Consider the following 17,043-nt stretch of genomic DNA (forward strand, 5'->3'; position numbering starts at 1 on the left):
CTGAAGACCGGAGGGCCTCTGGCGACAGTCGACTCAACAAGCTGAAAGAGTTCTTCAAATGATCTCGACCCAGTCCGGACGTGGGAGAGCTTGCCGGTAACCTTAGCGGTAATCGGCCGAGTCGCAGCAGGAAGCGCGCTGAAAACTTGCTCCATGAAGACTGCGGCGTCGCTATGAATCTCGCCTTTGTGTTGCCGAATCCGATCTGCGCAAAGGCGCGTGGTCGAGACCAGGCAGCGGCTCACGAAGATTGATCCCAGCAGGGCAAATTGACCGCTACGGCTCAGTTGAGGCAGCACTTCGAAATCACGGCTATTGACCTGCTGAGCTATCAGTTTCCCTCGATCTCTAATCGTATGGGTTCTCCGCACCATCCTTCGCTCTTCGAGCTTCGGGGTGGCAGGCCACCCAGTAGCCGTCAAACGTCGAGATAGCCGGCGGCGACCAGCGTTGCCTTATATCGCCGGGCAAATCGGCTGGGCAAACGACTGAGGTAAGCTGACGCGCCAATATCCCAATGCGCGCCCAGTTCGCGGTCGAAGGCAGCCGGGTCGAATTGCAGCAAGCCGCTGCGTGGGTAGACCGTGAATTCTCCGAAGATCGGCTCCCCCTCCTCCTCGTAGAAATCGACACGCACCATGTCGAACTCGCTGCCGAGCGCCTCGGCTGCCTCGATCATCCGCGCCAGGCTCTTGGGAGGGGGAATTTCCAGGCTCGAGTCGATCGCGCCCTGGGCAATGTTCAGCGGGCGCCAATCGCGATCCAGGTGGGCGGTATTCTTGACCGTGGAACGGAAGGCGACGACGACGATGTAGGCGACGCGGCCAGCCAGCACACAGAATTTGTAGTCGACCGGGTCATAGCCCTGGTCCTTGCCCACAAGTGCTTCGACGAAAACCCGCCGCTCTATGTGCGCATAGCTGCGCTCCAGCTTCCGGGCGCCATAGGTTTGGCCAAGGTATTCCGTCATCTCGGCAATGATCGCCTCCCGGTCGGCGTTGGCCGGATCGCGAACGATGACATTCATGGCGCAACCGTGGTTGCATTTGACGGCGTAGGGGATTTTTAGGTCATCGAAGGGGATCTGGCGCGGATCGTCGCCCTGCCACAGCACCTCAGGGATGGCGAGCCCGGGAAGCCGCTCCCTGACGATTTCCTTGGACTTGAGCTTGTCGAGAAGACCGGTAAAGCGAGGATCGTCATCGAAAATCTTGCGCCAGTGGATCTTTTCCGTGAACGTCACCGGGGCTGCAAAATTCGGCAGATGCCGCATCCGCTCAAGGAAACGCTGGGTCAACCGGCGGTAGCGGACAAGCAGCGCGGCGTTCAGCAACAGGAGAGATGCCCGCGCGCTGTTTCGCTTCAGCCATGCCTTTGCGCCACGCGCCATTCCGGTGTCCTTGCAACTTGCGCAACTTCATCCGCGAAGTGGACGGCCACCCTGCCCGCAGCAGTGAGGCACGTCGAGCTTCGCCGAGCTAGCCCTTCATCGGGTACAGTTTCAAATGCTGGATCAGGATGATCGTCTTGGCATCGATGATGCGGCCGTCTGAAATGCCGGCCAGCGCTTCATCAAGCCGCATTTCCAGAACCTCGATGTCCTCGCCCTCGTCGGCCGCGCCGCCGCCGGCCGAGATGCGGTCGGCGGGTGAATAGCGCGCCACGAAGAACCACAGCCGTTCGGTGACGCTGCCCGGGCTCATATAGGGGGAAAACAGCCGCTCGATGTTCTGTAGGCGATAGCCGAGCTCTTCCTCGGCCTCCTTGAGGATGGCGGTTTCGGGATCGTTTTTGTCGAGCAGGCCGGCGCAGGCCTCGATCAGCGGTTCGCGGTGGCCGGTGACGTAGGCGGGGTAGCGGAACTGCCGCACCAGAAGCACCGTCTGACGCTCGGGATCGAAAGGCAGGATCACCGCGCCGTCGCCACGATCGTAGGTCTGGCGAATCTGCGTCTCCCACTGCCCGTCGCGCCGACGGTAATCGAGAACAGTCTTCTTCAGGACCGCCCAGTCGTCGGACAGGACTTCCTCCGAGCGGATGCGGATACGATCTTCCATGATGAGCTCCAAGCTGTCGGCGCCATGGCGTAACCGCGAACGGTTTTGCGCGCAACCGAAACGGCGAAGCTTTCACCGCCTCGTGTCTGGTGCCGGCAACTGCCATCGCCTAAATAGCTGCAGTCCCTCTCCGGAGTTTTTTGATGACCGCAGCGCTTTTCCAGCCGATCGCTCTCGACGGCCTGACCTTTCCGAACCGTATCGCGGTGGCGCCGATGTGCCAGTATTCCGCCGAAGATGGCTCGGCCAGCGACTGGCATCTCTATCACTGGATGAACTTGGCGATGTCGGGCGCCGGCATGGTCACCGTCGAGATGACCGACGTCGAACGGCGCGGCCGCATCACCCATGGCTGCCTCGGCCTCTATTCCGACGACAACGAGGCGGCCGCCCGGCGCACGCTGGATGCAGCAAGGCGCGTCGCCGCGCCGGAAACGAAATTCGGCATTCAGCTTGCCCATGCCGGCCGCAAGGCCTCCAACCGAAAGCCCTGGGAAGGCGGCGGCCCATTGCAGCCGGGCGAGGATCCCTGGCAGACCGTCTCGGCCTCGGCCATCGCCTATGACACCGGCTGGAATGTGCCGCATGCGCTGGAGGAGGATGAAATCCTGCAGCTTATCGAGCGCTTCACTCAAGCCGCGAAGCGGGCCGAGCGCGCCGGCTTCGACTTCCTCGAGTTGCACGCCGCGCACGGCTATCTGATCTTCCAGTTCCTGTCGCCGCTTTCCAACCAGCGCACCGACCGCTGGGGCGGCTCGCTGGAAAACCGCATGCGCTTCCTCATCGAGATCGCCAAATCGGTGAGGAAGGCAGTTCCAAACCTGATGCTTGGCGCCCGCCTGTCGGTGAAGGACTGGGTCGATGGCGGCTTCGAGGTCGAAGAGGCGATCGAGGTGGCCAAAGCCTTGAAGGCGCTTGATGTTGCCTATATCTGCTGTTCGAGCGGCGGCAATTCGCCGTTGCAGAAGCTGCCGACCGGCGCCGGCTATCAGGTGCATCTGGCCGAAGCGGTGCGCAAGGGCGCCGGCATCCCGACACGGGCTGTCGGCCTGATCGACGATCCCTCGCAGGCAGAGGCGATCGTCGCCGACGGCCGCGCCGACATAGTCGCGCTGGCCCGCGCCTTCCTCGCCGATCCGCGCTGGGGCTGGCGCGCCGCCGCCACCTTCAGCGAGAAAATCCATCCCGCGCCACAGCTCGCCCGCTCGGTGACGACGATGCAGCATTGGACGAAGGGCTGAACAGGCAGCGCCGACGGATGCGCCAAACGCATCTGCTGGACAGATTGCCGCAGCTTCGCGTTAATCCGCCCGCTATAGTCCCTGGGGGCAGGCCGCCTTGGCGGCCGGATTGGGAGCAAAGTCCATGGCATCAAGGGCAATCTATCCGGCGGCAGCCGCTCTGGTGGTCGCACTGTCGTTCGCCGCGTCGTCTCCGGTCGGCGCGCAATATTGCGAAGGCACGGTGCACGGCCTGTCCAGGCACTACGATCTGGATACCGGCAGCGGGTTTCTCGCCGTGCGCGTACGGCCGAACTCGTCGTCGCGCATGATCGGGCAATTGTTCAACGGCGACCACACGGAGATTTTCGACCGCCGCGGCAACTGGTACCAGGTCGAAATCGGCGGACGGACCGGCTGGGCCAACGCCCACTGGCTGCGCAACGACTGCGGTTACTGAGACCAACGATTGCGGTTGGTGAGACGTTTGGGCGCAGGCTGACGGCCACTTTTGCAACCATATTGGCTGCTTTGCGTTGCGGCCATCATGGATAACAAACCTTTTGAAACCCCGGTCGTGGTCGAACTCGGCCATGTCGGCAAATATCGCCAGATCCGCAGCACCCAGGAAGCGGCGGAGTGTCTGATGACGGTGTGGCCGCTCAATCGCGGCCCGCGCCATCGTGATGCTCTCGACACTTGCCTCAAAGTGCTGGAAGGTTATCGTTCGACGGCCGATGCACGCAGGGCTTTGATCGAAGCGGCCAAGGAATCGGAAGTGCTGGTTCCCGAAGACCGGCTGCCAGACGCCAAGTTGCATTGAAGCCCAAATTGCAATGAAAAACGGGCCGCATTGAGCGGACGGACGAACCGGAGGATTCCATGGCGAAGCTGACTTACAAGATCGTCGAGCATGACGGGGGCTGGGCCTACAAGGTCGGTTCGACATTCTCGGAGACATTCCCGACCCACCAGGATGCGCTGCGCGCCGCCGAGATCGCCTCGGCCGAACAGCAGATCGCCGGCGCCACGGACGGCATCCAGTATGAGGATGCCGAAGGCAAGTGGCACGACGAACTGGCCGACGGCCGCGACCGGCCGCAGACCGAAGTTTCCGACTGATCCTTGCCCCTCAGCTTTCGCTGCCGGCCATGGATGCTCGCCTAAGCAATTCCCTTGGGAATTGCGTGTCAAAACAAACAGGCGGGACATCCTGCCGGTCAGTCGAAGCCGCGGCTTGATCACTTGCCGCAATATTGATCGTTCACGTTGGGCCTCACATTTCCATAGGGTCCTGACGGGTCGGAGGCGCACGGCCCCGTAGCGCCGCCATAGCCTTGGCTGCCGTCGGCATTGATGCTGCCGGTGGTGCTCTGGTCGACGGTCGATGACTGCTCGTTCCCGAACGGCCACCAGCTGTGATGGTTGGAATACGTGCTGTCCGATGACTGCGCCATCGCCGATGTGGCAAGACCGATCGTCAGCACGGATGCTGCAAAAACTTTCCTGTACATTGAATTACTCCGTATCCGCCGCCTTGGGTGCGACACGGGGTAAAACCGGATATCAGCCGAATGGTTCAGTGAAATTGTTGTGAGGCTGTGGTGAGGTCTTGGCCGGCGAATGTCCGCTCGGCAATGCGCTTGATGAAGGCGATGACGCGGTCCGGCTCGACGAATTGCGGCATGTGGCCGAGGCCTTCGACCGTCTCGAAATCGAGCCCTTCGATCCTGTCCTTCATCGGCTCCCCATGTATGCGCATGGCGATGACGCGATCGGCTGTCCCGAAGAAAATGCCGGCCGGCATGGCGATCTCTTCATAGCGCTCTTCGATGCGGCCAAGATCCTGTTCGACCGCTACGAAATCGGTGGAGGTTGCATGGAAATGGCTTGGCCTCAGCCCGAGCCATCCGCCGCCATCGATCATGTAGTCGGCGGGAACGGCCTGCGGCGCGAAGATGAACTCCAGTGTCTGCCGCGCATATCTGAGGCTTGTCGGTATCGCGACGGTGTAGGCCATGATCCAGCGCCAAAGCCGCGAACGGATATAGAGCAGGCCCGCTTTCTCGCGGGCGCCGGCTTCCAGATGCGTCAGCGGCGCCAGCAAAGCGATGCCGGAAATCGCGCCGGGATGCTCCAAGGCCAGGGTCAGCGCGACGGCGCCCCCCAGCGAGTGCCCGACCACGAGCGGCCTTTCCAGCCCGAGTGTTTCGATGAAGCGCCTGATGATCTCGACCTGTTCAGGCAGACGGCCGGTGGCTCCTCGCGCGCGAACAGAATAGCCCGATCCCGGCCGGTCGAGTGCAATGAGGCGGTAGCCAGGGCCAAAGCGCTCAAACAGCGTGTGGCGAAACTGGTGGAGTTGCGCGCCAAGTCCGTGCACGAACAGGATCGGCCGTCCCTCGCCCGTTTCGACATAATGGATGCGGCTGCCGTCGATCTCGACGAAGTTTCCGCTGGCCGGCACCAGCCTTTCGGCCTTGGCGGCAATCCAGAGCGTAGCGGCCACCAGACAGGCCACGATGACGAGAGCCAGCACGGACAGGCCGGCGACAAGCCAAAGCAGAATCGATACCAGCATGTTTTCACCCGGGAAGCGGACCGGCGCGCACCATCACCCACTGACGAACGCTCGGCAAGGCAGATGGCGGCTTGTGTCGGCATTGCCGCCAGTTCGATGGCGCGCTATCTCAGGCGACCTTCTTTCTGCCTCAGGCGACCTTGTCTGCCAACGGGCCTGTTTGCCGGAGCCTTCCATGCCTGAAATCGTCACTGCCGCCATGCTTGTCATCGGCGACGAGATTCTGTCCGGCCGCACCAAGGATAAAAATATCGGCCACCTCGCCGACATCATGACGGCCATCGGCATCGACCTGAAGGAAGTGCGCATCGTTCCCGACGAGGAGGACGAGATTGTCGCTGCGGTGAATGCCGTACGCGCCCGCTACACCTATGTCTTTACCACCGGTGGCATCGGCCCGACGCATGACGACATCACCGCCGATTCCGTTTCCAAGGCTTTTGGGGTGCCGTGCGAATACGACGCCAAGGCCTATGCCATGCTGGGCGAGAGCTATGCCGCGCGCGGCATCGAATACACCGAGGCCCGCAAGCGCATGGCGCGCATGCCGCGCGGCGCCGACCATATCGACAATCCGGTCTCCGTCGCGCCCGGCTTTCGCATCGGCAACGTCCATGTCATGGCCGGCGTGCCGGCGATTTTCCAGGCCATGCTCGACAATGTCGTGCCGACGCTGAAGGCCGGCACCAAGATGCTGTCGGCCACCGTCCATTGCCCGTTCGGCGAAGGCCTGATCGGCGGTCCCCTGGGCGACATCCAGAAGGCGCATCCCGACACCATCATCGGCTCCTATCCGAAATATGGCGACGGCAAATTCTGGACGGAGCTGGTGGTCCGCGCCCGCAGCCAGGAGGCGCTGGATTCGGCACGCAAGGACGTCGAGGCGATGGTGGCCGGCTTCACCGCCGCCAATTGACCCTGGGTTCGCGGACCATCGCCGGGCCGGAACCAAGCACCGCACTCCCACGTTTTCCCTCGGGCGCAGCACGCGCTGGCAGATTTGAGGGATTTCGCATGCGCTTCAAGACCATCGTCGCCATATTGCAGAACGAACAGGACGCCGAACGCGTGCTCGACTGCGCCATCCCGCTTGCCGACCGGTTCGAGAGCCATCTCATCGGCATCCATGCCGAAGCGCTGCCCGTTCCCTACACCTCGGCAACCGGCTTCCCCGACACTGAGTTCCTGCAGGTCTCCGCCGACATGAACCGCGAGCGCGCCGAGAAATTGCAGGCGCTTTTCGTTGGGCGGATCGAGAATTCCGGCCTTTCCTTCGAATGGCGCAGCCTCGAGAGCTTTTCCGGCGACAGCGCGCTGACGGGTATTTCCAGCGTGCGCGCCGCCGATCTGATTATTGCCGCGCAGCGCGAGACCGGGGGCGACACGAGCGCCGATGTCGACACGCTGGTTTACGATGCCGGCCGGCCAGTGCTGGTGGTGCCGCATGAGGGGCCGTTGGTCACCACATTCAAACATGTGCTGCTGGCCTGGAACGGCAGCAAGGAGGCGGCGCGTGCCGCCTTCGACGCGCTGCCCTTCATCATCGAGGCCGAAAAGACCGACATTCTGGTCATCGATCCGCCGGATACGCTGGATGACAACCCGGAAGCCGCCGGCGCCGAGATCGCCGCGGCACTCTCCAGGCATGGCGCAACGGTCAGCGTGTCGGTGCAGAAATCGGGTAATGCTTCGGTCGATGACGTCATCCAGACCCGGATCGCCGAGACCGGAGCCGACCTTCTGGTGCTCGGCGCCTACAGCCATTCCTGGCTGCGTCAGCTTTTGTTCGGCGGCGTCACGCGCACCGTGTTGCGCAGCGTGCCGGTTGCGGCCTTTTTGTCGCGGTAACTCCACAGCTGGCCCCGCCCTTGCCAATGCCCTGACTTTCCAGTTAATTCCGCGCGCATTCCACAATGTTGCGCGCGGAGTGCAGAATGTCCCTTCCCGAAAAAGCCTTTCCGGTCTCCTGGGACCAGTTCCACCGCGATGCCCGGGCGCTCGCCTGGCGGCTTGCCGGCGCCAACAAGGGTCAGTGGAAGGCCATCGTCTGCATCACCCGTGGGGGCCTGGTTCCCGCTGCCATCATCTCACGCGAACTCGGCATACGCGTCATCGAGACGGTCTGCGTCGCCTCCTATCACGACTACACCAGCCAGGGGCAATTGCAGGTGCTGAAGGAGATCACGCCGGCGCTGCTCGCCGATGATGGCGCGGGCGTGTTGATCATCGACGACCTCACAGACACCGGCAAGACGGCAGGCATCGTGCGCGCCATGATGCCCAAGGCGCATTTCGCCACCGTCTACGCCAAGCCGAAAGGCCGGCCGCTGGTCGACACCTTCATCACCGAAGTCAGCCAGGACACCTGGATCTACTTTCCCTGGGACATGGGTTTCACCTACCAGAAGCCGATCGCCGACGATCACGCCGGCTGATTCGCGCCAGCCCCATTTCTGCCCAGACGGCCAAACCCGCCCCGTCTGCTATGAAAACAGACACTGGAAGGCACATTATTCTGTCGAATCGACGCCTGTTGGCGGATTGGACGGTTGGTGTGATGTTTTTTACTTTTAAGACTTACACTTGTCGGTAAGATTCATACGGCGGCTAACGATTCTGAGGGCTGGGGTAGCTTTCACTGATGCTGACGACACCGGCGACACACGACCATCTGGCTGAAAGGGTCCGCAAGCTCTTCGGCACTTCGCCTTGTCGCCTGCAGGTTGCCGCTTTGCCATGGCGCAATAAGGGAAGACGGCGTCGAGATCATGCTGATCACCAGCCGAGACACCGGGCGTTGGGTGCTGCCGAAGGGCTGGCCCGAGGCCAGGGAGCCGCTCTGCGAGGCAGCGGCGCGCGAGGCGGGCGAGGAAGCCGGATTGCGTGGCAAGATTTCGCTTTTCGAGGCCGGTCGTTACTTCTACGCCAAGGCCCTAGCGTCCGGCGAGGAAGTGCCTTGCGAAGTGCTGGTGTTTCCGCTGCAGGTCGAGCACGTTGCCGACCGCTGGAAGGAAAAGCGCGCTCGCACCCGCAAATGGGTCAATGGGGCCGAGGCAGTACGCATGGTCAACGAACCGGCCCTCTGCCAGATCATCGCCCATTTCTGCGCCGATCCCGACAAGTTCGTCGTTAGAGCGTAGCTCACAGCCACCGCTGCATAGTCCTGCGCGCCCGCACCGGTTCTTGCCCCGATTCCGGGCTCGGTGCTTCGCTCCGCGCGCCAGCAATCCGACACTATAAATCCCTCCCCTTCAGGCCAAGCTTAGCCACGGCTTGACATGCAGGTATTTACCTGCATATTGTGTCTTCAAGATGAGTGAGACCGATGGACGCCGACAAGGTTTTCAAAGCGCTGGGCGACCCGAGCCGCAGAAGGCTGCTCGATCTTCTGTGTGAGAAGAACGGACAGACGCTCGGCCAGCTTTGCCAAAATCTCGACATGGCGAGGCAATCCGCCACGCAGCACATCGATCTGCTGGAGGCGGCCAATCTGATCAGCACGGTCAAGCGTGGCCGAGAGAAGCTGCATTTCATCAACCCCGTGCCGCTGCACGAAGTCTACGAGCGGTGGGTGCGAAAATTCGAACGGCAGCGGCTGAGCCTGCTGCACGACCTGAAACAAGAACTCGAAGGAGACGACCAATGACCCGGGAAACCACCAGTTTTGTCTACGTGACCTACATCAGATCGACGCCACAAAAGGTGTTCGAAGCCATCACCAGGCCCGATATCGCCAAGCGCTACTGGGGCCACGAGAACGTCTCCGACTGGAAGCCCGGTTCGAAATGGGAACATATTCGCGCCAATGAGGAGCGCTCTGTTGAACTCGTCGGCAAGGTGGTCGAAATCTCGCCGCCAACCCGCCTGGTCATGAGCTGGGCCAACGCTTCGCAGGCCGACGATCCGACCAAGCATAGCCGGGTGACGTTCGCCATCGAGGAATACGACACCATGGTCAAGCTGACCGTCAGCCATGACGAGCTCGAAGCCGGCAGCGGCATGGCCAAAGGCGTCAGCCAAGGCTGGCCAGCCGTGCTGTCCAGTATGAAATCCTTCCTCGAAACCGGCACGGGCATCGACCTTTTCGCCAAGCCGAAATCAGCCTGAAGCAACCGCGGAGAACGATGATGACCAAGCACTTTGCCGGCGGCTGCGCCTGCGGCGCGATCCGCTATGAGGCCAGCGGCGAGCCGATCTTTCAGAACCACTGCCAATGCCTCGATTGCCAAAAGCGCAGCGGTACTGGCCATTGTTCCTATGTGACCTTCGGCCGGCGCGCTGACGTAAAGATCACCGGCGAGCCGAGCACATGGCGGATGATCGCCGACAGCGGCAATGAAAAAGCCCAGGCCTTTTGCCCGACCTGCGGCACGCCGGTCTACGTAACGTTCGTCGCCATGCCGGAGGTGACGGCGATCCAGGCCACGAGCCTCGACGATCCCGGCCAGTTCGACCCGCAGGCGGTCACCTACACCGTGCGCGGCCACGTCTGGGACACGATCGACCCAGCGCTTCAGCCATTCGAGCGAATGCCTGGATGAACCAGGCAGAGCCCTATCCCTCGGATAGGGCTCTGCGTTCAACTCAGATCACTAGGCCCTTGGTCAGTTCCAGCGCCTGCCGCTCGAACAGGCGGCGGTAGATGCCGCCCTTCAGCCGGATCAGCTCGTCATGCGAGCCTTCCTCGACGATCTTGCCACGGTCGAACACGAGCAGCCTGTCCAGCGCCCGCACCGTCGACAGACGGTGCGCGATGACCAGCGTCGTGCGGCCAACCATCAGCCGCTCCATCGCCTGCTGGATCAGCACTTCCGATTCCGAATCGAGGCTCGATGTCGCCTCGTCCAGGATCAGGATGCGCGCATCCGCCAGGAAGGCACGTGCGATCGCCACCCGCTGGCGCTCGCCGCCCGACAGTTTCACGCCGCGTTCACCGACCAGCGTGCCGTAGCCCTTCGGCAGGTTGGTGATGAAATCATGCGCGCTGGCGAGCTTCGCGGCATGCTCGATCTCGGCCTGCGTGGCGTCCGGTCGGGCGTAGGCGATGTTTTCCGCCAGCGAGCGGTGGAACAGGATGGGCTCCTGCTGGACGATGGCAATCTGTGCGCGCAGCGACGCCTGTGCAACCTGCGAGATGTCTTGGCCATCTATCAGGATCCTGCCGCCGCTGACATCATAGAGACGCTGGATCAGCTTCACGAAGGTCGTCTTGCCCGAGCCGGAATGACCGACCAGTCCGACCCGCTCGCCCGCCGCTATCTCCACCGAAAAGCCGCGGTAGAGCGGCAGGCGATGGCTGCCATAGTGGAAGGTGACGTTATCGAAGGCGATGTGGCCATGCGTGATCCGGATCGGCTTGGCGCCGGGCCGGTCCTCGATGCCGAGCGGTTGCGACTGGAAATCGACCAGTTCCTCCATGTCGTTGATCGAACGCTGCAAATTGCGGATATGCGTGCCGATGTCCCTGAGGTAGCCCTGCAGCACGAAGAACGAGGTCAGCACGAAGGCGACATCGCCCGCACTTGCCTGGCCCCAGGCCCACAGCATCAGCGACAGGCCGATCACTGCCGTCCGCAGCACCAGCAGCATGGCGCCTTGCGTCGTGCCGTTGATGGTGCCGCGCACCCAAGTGCGGCTGGTCCGCGCGCGCCATTTGGCGACGACCTTGGCAAGACGCGTTTCCTCGCGCGTCTCGGCGCCGAAACCCTTGACCACGGCATTGCAGCTCACCGCATCGGCAAGCGAGCCGCCAAGCCGCGTATCCCAGCTGTTGGCGAGCCGTGCCGCGGGCGCGACATAGCCGAGCGACAGCAGCGCCGTCACCGTGATGAACAGCACCGAGCCGACTGCCACGACCAGCCCCATCAGCGGCCAGAACCAGCCGAGCAGCAACGTCGAGCCGACCAGCATGGCGACCGATGGCAACAACGCAATCAGGATGGTGTCATTGAGCAGGTCGAGAGCCCACATGCCGCGCGTGACCTTGCGCACCGTCGATCCGGCAAAGCTGTTGGCGTGCCAGTCGGTTGAGAAGCGCTGCACGCGATAGAACGAGTCGGCGGCGATGTCGGCCATCATCTTCAGCGTCAGCTCGACAATGCCCATGAAAGCCAGGTTGCGCAGCACCACGCCGGTCAGCGCCAAAGCGATGAGCGCGAAGAACGCCGCCATTGCCGCATTCCACGCGACATCGTCAGCCAACGCACTGCTGGCGACGGCGTCGACCAGCCGGCCGGAATAGAGCGGCGTCAAGACGTCGGCCAGGGTCGACAGCAGGAAGCTGCCCATGATCAGCGAAAGCCGCCACGGCTGGCGCCGCCAGTGGCTGAGCGTGAAGCCAAGAACGCTGCGAAAGGCGCTTGCACGCAGATCGATTCGAAAACGAGTCATGATGTCATCCGGGCGCAAATCTGCCCGGTCCCGGTAAGGTCTGAAAATTGAAAACCGCGCTGGGCAATTCGCCCGGCTGCGGAGGTTCGGCATAGGTGGCGGCGCGCCCCGGGTTGTCGGGTGGCGACCGGCATCGGCAGAAGCCTGTACTCGACCGGCATCGGTGCGAAGGGCAAACCTTCGCCGGACGCCAGGTGAGACCTAGGCTTCGCGGCCTCGCATTACCATGTGAAATACTGCCATTCAGACCTCCCGCAAGACACTTGCGGAGAGGTCCTTATAGAGACGCCATGAAGGATCGCCAAGGCCGGGCACGTGGCAAAGCGTAACTGGTCCAACCAGTGAGGTTATTTTGCAACAACAGCCGGTCAACCCCCCTCGCTATGCCTCATTCCGGGTTGCGATCGAGGCGCATGTAGCGGCCGTCGGTTGATGCCTTGAAGCCCAGCTTCTCATAAAGGCCATGCGCGTCACTGGTCGACAGGCTCCAGTGCGAGACCGTGCTGAGTTCAGGGTGGTCGATGAGCGCCTGCACCAGTTGCAAGCCAATGCCTTGGCCGCGATGCTGCGGCCAGATGATGATGTCGGCGAGATAGGCAAACACCGTACGGTCGGTGATGGCCCGGCCAAAACCGACTTGGTTCCCGTCGATATAGGCCGCGGTGCAGAACGAGTTGGCAAAGGCGCGGCGATGAAACTCATCGCTGCGGCCGGCGCCCCAATAACTCGCCATCAACAGATCGGAGGTCGCCCGGAAATCGATCCGTGACATGTCGAAGCTGATTTCACAGTCGGGCATGGTGCCTCGCAAAGAATGGAGGGCGGCCGAATTTCGGTCCGGCCCGTGGTTTGGTTACCGACCTGACGCGCTTACGGCACCACGAAATGCCGCGCCCCTGCTCCCTGATCTTGCCGTTCTTGAAGCGCAGGATGTGATACTCAGCGTTCCCTTGAAATAGCTGATAAAGATGCGCCCCCCAAGCTTCATCAATTTAATCAGATGTTTAGCCGCGATCCCTGAAACGGTTGGTGATGGGATAGCGGCGGTCGCGGCCAAAATTCTTACGGGTGATCTTCACACCCGGCGCCGCTTGCCGGCGTTTGTACTCGGCAATGTAGAGCAAATGTTCGACGCGCGTCACCGTCGCCCGGTCGTGGCCGCGCGCGACGATGTCGTCGACGCCCATTTCGTTCTCGACCAGGCATTCCAGAATGTCGTCCAGCACCGGATAGGGCGGCAGCGAATCCTGGTCGGTTTGGTTCTCGCGCAATTCCGCCGACGGCGCCTTGTCGATGATATTCCTGGGGATCACCTCGCCTGAGGGACCGAGCGCGCCCGGCGGCACATGGCTGTTGCGCCAGCGCGACAGCGCATAGACCTGCATCTTGTAGAGGTCTTTTATCGGGTTGAAGCCGCCATTCATGTCGCCATAAAGCGTGGCGTAGCCCACCGACATCTCGCTCTTGTTGCCCGTGGTGACGACCATCGAGCCGAACTTGTTGGAAATCGCCATCAGGATCGTGCCGCGCGCGCGGCTCTGTAGATTCTCTTCGGTGATGCCTTCCTTGGTGCCTTCAAAAAGCTGCGCCAGCGTGTGTAGGAAACCCTCGACCGGTTCGAAGATCGGCACGATGTCATAGCGGCAGCCAAGCGCACGGGCGCAATCCTCGGCATCCTTCAGTGAATCCTCCGAGGTATAGCGGTAGGGCATCATCACCGCCCGCAGCCGCTCCTCGCCAAGTGCGTCGACGGCAAGGGCCGCGCAGATCGCCGAATCGATGCCGCCGGAGAGACCCAGCACCACGTTCTTGAAGCCGTTCTTGTTGACGTAGTCGCGCAGGCCGAGCATGCAGGCGCGGTAGTCCGCCTCTTCGCGCTCGGGGATTTTCGACATCGGCCCTTCCGAGCAGACCCAGCCGTCGAACTCTTCTGCGTTTTGCGCGCCTGCGGCGACGCGGTTGCGCTTCCAGGTGGTGACGTCGACAGTTTCCTCGAACTGGCTCATCTGGAAGGCAAGCGTCTTGTCGGCGCCTATGGCAAAAGAGGCGCCGTCGAAGATCAGCTCATCCTGGCCGCCGATCTGATTGGCATAGATCATCGGCAAACCGGTCTCGATGACCTGGCGGATAACGACCTGATGGCGCACGTCCATCTTGGCGCGGTAGTAGGGCGAGCCGTTCGGCACCAGCAGGATTTCCGCGCCGCTCTCGGCCAGGGTTTCACAGATGCCGACGTCGCCCCAGATGTCCTCGCAGATCGGAATTCCGATGCGCACACCGCGGAAGTTGACGGGTCCCTGAGCCTCGGGGCCGGCCTGAAAGACGCGCTTCTCGTCGAACTCGCCATAGTTTGGCAAATCGAGCTTGTAGCGCTCGGCGAGGATCTTGCCGCCATCGGCGACGATGATCGAATTGTGGGTGCCGCTCTTGCGCTTCAACGGCGTGCCGATGATGACGCCCGGCCCGCCGTCGGCGGTATCTCCGGCGAAGTCCTGAGCGGCCTTCTCGCAAACCTTGAGGAAGGCCGGCTTCAGCACCAGGTCCTCCGGCGGGTAACCGGCAAGGAAAAGCTCGGTGTAGAGCACGATGTCGGCGCCCTGGCGGGCGGCATCGGCCCTCGCCTCGCGCGCCTTGGCAAGGTTGCCGGCGACATCGCCGACCGTCGGGTTGAGCTGGGCAACGGCGATGCGCAGAATATCGGGTGCGGTCTTTTTGGTCATGTGTGCGGTTTAGCGCGGCAAAATTGCTCCGGCAATGGCACGGTGTTTCAAGACCATATGCCAGATGCGAACCTCAGTGGACGGCCGGCTCAACCCGATCCCGCTATTCCCACCATTCCCGGATCTCTTCGGCCGAATGGTTCGCACCAATGGACAGCGACAAAATGCGTGACAGATGCTGATAGGGCAAACCGGTTTCGACATGCCATTCGTTCAGTTGCATCTGGATCTTGGCCAGGTACCTCTTCGACGTCGGGCTTTCCGCAATGTCGAGGCCGGCGTCGCGCAGTGCCGCCCCCATCGGCTGAGATGACAAATGCGTCCCAGCCCAGCCAGCGCAGGAAATACTGGCCGGTGTTGCCGCCAAGCCGGCTGCCATGCTTGCCGAGATACGCCATCAGCCCGACCTGGTCGTCGCCAGGCCACTCCGCGAGGAATTTGCCGAAACCGCCATGTTCCTTCGACACACGCTCAACGAAGGCGGCGTTGTCGCGGACGGATTTGATCTTCTGCGGGTTGCGCACGATGCGCTTGTCGGCCGTCAGGTCGTGCCAGAAGTCATCAGGCTGAAACAACAGCCGTTTCGGCTCGAAATGGAGAAACGCGTCCTCGAACCCAGGCCATTTCTGTTCGATAACGCGCCAGACGAAGCCGGCGGCAAATACCCGCTCGGCCATCGTCGACAGGATGCGATCGTCCGTAATGTCGGCAATCGCAGCATTGTCAGACGCCGGCCCGAGCAGCGAGGTCAGCACCGCGTCGCCGCCTTTGCGTTTTGCAGCACGGGCGCGAATCTTCGCGAAATCGGGCATCCTGCATCCTCGCGCCGCGCTTTTGACGAAACGCCATCTTCCTATATGCAAACAAGGCTGCCAAGCCGACGCTTTTCCTATGGAGACATCCATGCACAAGACCGTGCCAGAACTTGCCAACCGCTGGTTGAGGCGAACGCCTGAAACCCTCAGCGAGCTCGAGCGGCGGGTGTTGCAGAGCACTGTCGACCGCAAGCCCATCTCGCAGGATATCAACGACAGCCTCACCGGCCTTCAGGGCGCCGGCGACCGGATCGCCGATGCCATTGCCCGCATCGGCGGCTCGTGGACGTTCATCCTGTCCTTCATTGCTTTCCTGGTGCTGTGGATCGGCGCCAATTGGTGGCTGCTGGGACGAGACTCATTCGATCCCTACCCCTTCATCTTCCTCAATCTCGTGCTGTCGATGATCGCCGCCCTGCAGGCGCCGGTGATCATGATGTCGCAGAACCGCCAGGCCGCGCGCGACCGCATCGACGCCGCGCATGACTATGAGGTCAACCTCAAGGCCGAGATCGAGATCATGGCTCTGCATGAAAAGCTGGACGAACTGCGCCACAGCCAGATCATCGGCGTGCGCGAGGACATTGCGCGCCTGGCCGAACAGGTGAACCGCATAGACGAAAAACTGTCGGGCCGGCAAACCTCTCAATGACCGGGATCGTCCATCACCTCATCGAGCAATACGGGTTGATCGCGGTTTTCCTGGGCTGTGTCGCCGAAGGCGAAAGTGCGGCCATCCTCGGCGGCTTCTTCGCCCATCAGCATGTCTTCATCCTCTGGAAAGCTTTCCTCGCGGCCGCCATTGGCGCCTTCGTCGGCGACACGTTTTTCTTCGTCCTCGGCCGCAGCTTTGCCGACCATCCCAGGGTGCTGAAACTGAAGGCGAGGCCCGGCTTCAACCACGCCTACCGTCTCGTCTCGTCCCATCCCAACATATTCGTCCTGTCCAACCGCTACATCTATGGCCTGCGCCTGGTCGGCGGCATCGCGGCCGGTTTCGCCAGCATTTCGGTAGCGCGCTTCGTTATCCTCAACGCGGTGTCGTCGCTGGTCTGGGCGGCTTTGTTCTGCGGCATCGGCTACGTCTTCGGCCTCGGCGCCGAGCAGATGATAGGCAAGGCACTGCTCCATCACGAACGGCTGCTGATCGCGCTTGCCATAGGTCTGGGTGTCGCCATCCTTGCCTGGCTCATCGCCCGCACCGTCGCCGGCAAGGAGCGCGCCAAGGACGCCCGCGACAGCGAAACCACATCGTAAGGT

19 protein-coding genes and 2 pseudogenes are annotated in these 17,043 nt (G+C 62.2%); 13 read left to right on the forward strand and 8 right to left on the reverse strand.

Annotated elements, in window-relative coordinates; all coding sequences use genetic code 11:
* Positions 1-418: 418 nt before the first annotated feature.
* Both ACYG9Z_RS01540 and ACYG9Z_RS01545 read right to left on the reverse strand, forming a co-directional pair.
* Positions 419-1,390, reverse strand: a complete 972-nt coding sequence (locus ACYG9Z_RS01540; protein ID WP_023681534.1) for an ATP-grasp fold amidoligase family protein — start codon at positions 1,388-1,390, stop codon at positions 419-421.
* Between the two features lie 88 nt (positions 1,391-1,478).
* Entirely contained in the window at positions 1,479-2,057 is a 579-nt protein-coding gene (locus ACYG9Z_RS01545) for an NUDIX domain-containing protein (protein ID WP_023688346.1), read from the reverse strand.
* Between the two features lie 143 nt (positions 2,058-2,200).
* Here ACYG9Z_RS01545 and ACYG9Z_RS01550 point away from each other — a divergent pair, with 143 nt between their 5' ends.
* The 4 genes from ACYG9Z_RS01550 to ACYG9Z_RS01565 all read left to right on the forward strand — a co-directional run bounded on the left by ACYG9Z_RS01550 (position 2,201) and on the right by ACYG9Z_RS01565 (position 4,399).
* Positions 2,201-3,298: an NADH:flavin oxidoreductase/NADH oxidase gene (locus ACYG9Z_RS01550; RefSeq protein WP_023701165.1), complete on the forward strand. Its 1,098-nt coding sequence runs from the start codon at positions 2,201-2,203 to the stop codon at positions 3,296-3,298.
* Between the two features lie 124 nt (positions 3,299-3,422).
* Positions 3,423-3,737 (forward strand): SH3 domain-containing protein, encoded by a 315-nt coding sequence (locus tag ACYG9Z_RS01555; RefSeq protein ID WP_023701166.1) that lies wholly within the window; start codon positions 3,423-3,425, stop codon positions 3,735-3,737.
* Between the two features lie 84 nt (positions 3,738-3,821).
* A complete protein-coding gene (locus ACYG9Z_RS01560) occupies positions 3,822-4,100 on the forward strand; it encodes a DUF982 domain-containing protein (RefSeq protein WP_032891817.1) in 279 nt (92 codons plus the stop codon).
* A 59-nt stretch (positions 4,101-4,159) separates the two neighbouring features.
* Positions 4,160-4,399: a DUF2188 domain-containing protein gene (locus ACYG9Z_RS01565; protein WP_023667535.1), complete on the forward strand. Its 240-nt coding sequence runs from the start codon at positions 4,160-4,162 to the stop codon at positions 4,397-4,399.
* Positions 4,400-4,518: 119 nt separating this feature from the next.
* Here the strand turns inward: ACYG9Z_RS01565 and ACYG9Z_RS01570 are convergent, their stop codons facing one another.
* Complete coding sequence (locus tag ACYG9Z_RS01570) at positions 4,519-4,791, reverse strand: hypothetical protein (RefSeq protein WP_023688343.1); 273 nt, start codon at positions 4,789-4,791, stop codon at positions 4,519-4,521.
* A gap of 65 nt (positions 4,792-4,856) precedes the next feature.
* A complete protein-coding gene (locus ACYG9Z_RS01575; protein ID WP_050586824.1) occupies positions 4,857-5,858 on the reverse strand; it encodes an alpha/beta fold hydrolase in 1,002 nt (333 codons plus the stop codon).
* A 175-nt stretch (positions 5,859-6,033) separates the two neighbouring features.
* On the opposite strand from ACYG9Z_RS01575, the gene ACYG9Z_RS01580 reads away from it, so the two are divergent.
* The 7 genes and pseudogenes from ACYG9Z_RS01580 to ACYG9Z_RS01610 all read left to right on the forward strand — a co-directional run bounded on the left by ACYG9Z_RS01580 (position 6,034) and on the right by ACYG9Z_RS01610 (position 10,399).
* The gene (locus ACYG9Z_RS01580; protein WP_023681539.1) at positions 6,034-6,774 is read left to right on the forward strand and encodes a competence/damage-inducible protein A; all 741 of its coding nucleotides are present in this window, start codon (positions 6,034-6,036) and stop codon (positions 6,772-6,774) included.
* Between the two features lie 98 nt (positions 6,775-6,872).
* Positions 6,873-7,706 carry a universal stress protein gene (locus ACYG9Z_RS01585; protein ID WP_023681540.1) on the forward strand — a complete coding sequence of 278 codons (834 nt, stop codon included), beginning with the start codon at positions 6,873-6,875 and terminating at the stop codon, positions 7,704-7,706.
* 86 nt (positions 7,707-7,792) lie between these two features.
* A complete protein-coding gene (gene gpt, locus ACYG9Z_RS01590) occupies positions 7,793-8,293 on the forward strand; it encodes a xanthine phosphoribosyltransferase (RefSeq protein WP_023667540.1) in 501 nt (166 codons plus the stop codon).
* A gap of 206 nt (positions 8,294-8,499) precedes the next feature.
* Positions 8,500-8,998 (forward strand): annotated as a pseudogene (locus ACYG9Z_RS01595) (NUDIX hydrolase).
* Between the two features lie 185 nt (positions 8,999-9,183).
* On the forward strand, positions 9,184-9,504 hold the full coding sequence (locus ACYG9Z_RS01600; protein ID WP_023751504.1) for an ArsR/SmtB family transcription factor: 321 nt from the start codon (positions 9,184-9,186) through the stop codon (positions 9,502-9,504).
* Positions 9,501-9,965 (forward strand): SRPBCC family protein, encoded by a 465-nt coding sequence (locus tag ACYG9Z_RS01605; RefSeq protein ID WP_023704564.1) that lies wholly within the window; start codon positions 9,501-9,503, stop codon positions 9,963-9,965. Before ACYG9Z_RS01600 ends, ACYG9Z_RS01605 begins: the two co-directional genes overlap by 4 nt.
* Before the next feature lie 20 nt (positions 9,966-9,985).
* Positions 9,986-10,399, forward strand: coding sequence for a GFA family protein (locus ACYG9Z_RS01610; RefSeq protein WP_023751505.1), 414 nt, complete (start codon positions 9,986-9,988; stop codon positions 10,397-10,399).
* A gap of 43 nt (positions 10,400-10,442) precedes the next feature.
* On the opposite strand, the gene ACYG9Z_RS01615 is transcribed toward ACYG9Z_RS01610, so the two are convergent.
* From ACYG9Z_RS01615 to ACYG9Z_RS01630, 4 genes and pseudogenes are all read right to left on the reverse strand, one after another.
* On the reverse strand, positions 10,443-12,248 hold the full coding sequence (locus tag ACYG9Z_RS01615; RefSeq protein ID WP_023751506.1) for an ABC transporter ATP-binding protein: 1,806 nt from the start codon (positions 12,246-12,248) through the stop codon (positions 10,443-10,445).
* 388 nt (positions 12,249-12,636) lie between these two features.
* The gene (locus ACYG9Z_RS01620; RefSeq protein WP_023695412.1) at positions 12,637-13,047 is read right to left on the reverse strand and encodes a GNAT family N-acetyltransferase; all 411 of its coding nucleotides are present in this window, start codon (positions 13,045-13,047) and stop codon (positions 12,637-12,639) included.
* A 205-nt stretch (positions 13,048-13,252) separates the two neighbouring features.
* Entirely contained in the window at positions 13,253-14,968 is a 1,716-nt protein-coding gene (locus tag ACYG9Z_RS01625) for an NAD+ synthase (protein ID WP_023751507.1), read from the reverse strand.
* A 103-nt stretch (positions 14,969-15,071) separates the two neighbouring features.
* A pseudogene (locus ACYG9Z_RS01630) lies at positions 15,072-15,780 on the reverse strand (DNA-3-methyladenine glycosylase I).
* Positions 15,781-15,871: 91 nt separating this feature from the next.
* On the opposite strand from ACYG9Z_RS01630, the gene ACYG9Z_RS01635 reads away from it, so the two are divergent.
* Together ACYG9Z_RS01635 and ACYG9Z_RS01640 are read left to right on the forward strand one after the other, a co-directional pair.
* On the forward strand, positions 15,872-16,435 hold the full coding sequence (locus tag ACYG9Z_RS01635) for a DUF1003 domain-containing protein (protein ID WP_023667551.1): 564 nt from the start codon (positions 15,872-15,874) through the stop codon (positions 16,433-16,435).
* A complete protein-coding gene (locus ACYG9Z_RS01640; RefSeq protein ID WP_023695416.1) occupies positions 16,432-17,040 on the forward strand; it encodes a DedA family protein in 609 nt (202 codons plus the stop codon). The genes ACYG9Z_RS01635 and ACYG9Z_RS01640 overlap by 4 nt, the downstream gene beginning before the upstream one ends.
* Positions 17,041-17,043: the final 3 nt, after the last annotated feature.

Source organism: Mesorhizobium sp. RSR380A (assembly GCF_054719385.1).

Excerpts from the sequence above, each read along its gene's own strand:
- ACYG9Z_RS01540 (WP_023681534.1), bottom strand. The coding sequence starts at position 1,390 with ATGGCGCGTGGCGCAAAGGCATGGCTGAAGCGAAACAGCGCGCGGGCA.
- ACYG9Z_RS01545 (WP_023688346.1), bottom strand. The coding sequence starts at position 2,057 with ATGGAAGATCGTATCCGCATCCGCTCGGAGGAAGTCCTGTCCGACGAC.
- ACYG9Z_RS01550 (WP_023701165.1), top strand. The coding sequence starts at position 2,201 with ATGACCGCAGCGCTTTTCCAGCCGATCGCTCTCGACGGCCTGACCTTT.
- ACYG9Z_RS01555 (WP_023701166.1), top strand. The coding sequence starts at position 3,423 with ATGGCATCAAGGGCAATCTATCCGGCGGCAGCCGCTCTGGTGGTCGCA.
- ACYG9Z_RS01565 (WP_023667535.1), top strand. The coding sequence starts at position 4,160 with ATGGCGAAGCTGACTTACAAGATCGTCGAGCATGACGGGGGCTGGGCC.
- ACYG9Z_RS01570 (WP_023688343.1), bottom strand. The coding sequence starts at position 4,791 with ATGTACAGGAAAGTTTTTGCAGCATCCGTGCTGACGATCGGTCTTGCC.
- ACYG9Z_RS01575 (WP_050586824.1), bottom strand. The coding sequence starts at position 5,858 with ATGCTGGTATCGATTCTGCTTTGGCTTGTCGCCGGCCTGTCCGTGCTG.
- ACYG9Z_RS01580 (WP_023681539.1), top strand. The coding sequence starts at position 6,034 with ATGCCTGAAATCGTCACTGCCGCCATGCTTGTCATCGGCGACGAGATT.
- ACYG9Z_RS01585 (WP_023681540.1), top strand. The coding sequence starts at position 6,873 with ATGCGCTTCAAGACCATCGTCGCCATATTGCAGAACGAACAGGACGCC.
- gpt (WP_023667540.1), top strand. The coding sequence starts at position 7,793 with ATGTCCCTTCCCGAAAAAGCCTTTCCGGTCTCCTGGGACCAGTTCCAC.
- ACYG9Z_RS01600 (WP_023751504.1), top strand. The coding sequence starts at position 9,184 with ATGGACGCCGACAAGGTTTTCAAAGCGCTGGGCGACCCGAGCCGCAGA.
- ACYG9Z_RS01605 (WP_023704564.1), top strand. The coding sequence starts at position 9,501 with ATGACCCGGGAAACCACCAGTTTTGTCTACGTGACCTACATCAGATCG.
- ACYG9Z_RS01610 (WP_023751505.1), top strand. The coding sequence starts at position 9,986 with ATGACCAAGCACTTTGCCGGCGGCTGCGCCTGCGGCGCGATCCGCTAT.
- ACYG9Z_RS01615 (WP_023751506.1), bottom strand. The coding sequence starts at position 12,248 with ATGACTCGTTTTCGAATCGATCTGCGTGCAAGCGCCTTTCGCAGCGTT.
- ACYG9Z_RS01620 (WP_023695412.1), bottom strand. The coding sequence starts at position 13,047 with ATGCCCGACTGTGAAATCAGCTTCGACATGTCACGGATCGATTTCCGG.
- ACYG9Z_RS01625 (WP_023751507.1), bottom strand. The coding sequence starts at position 14,968 with ATGACCAAAAAGACCGCACCCGATATTCTGCGCATCGCCGTTGCCCAG.
- ACYG9Z_RS01635 (WP_023667551.1), top strand. The coding sequence starts at position 15,872 with ATGCACAAGACCGTGCCAGAACTTGCCAACCGCTGGTTGAGGCGAACG.
- ACYG9Z_RS01640 (WP_023695416.1), top strand. The coding sequence starts at position 16,432 with ATGACCGGGATCGTCCATCACCTCATCGAGCAATACGGGTTGATCGCG.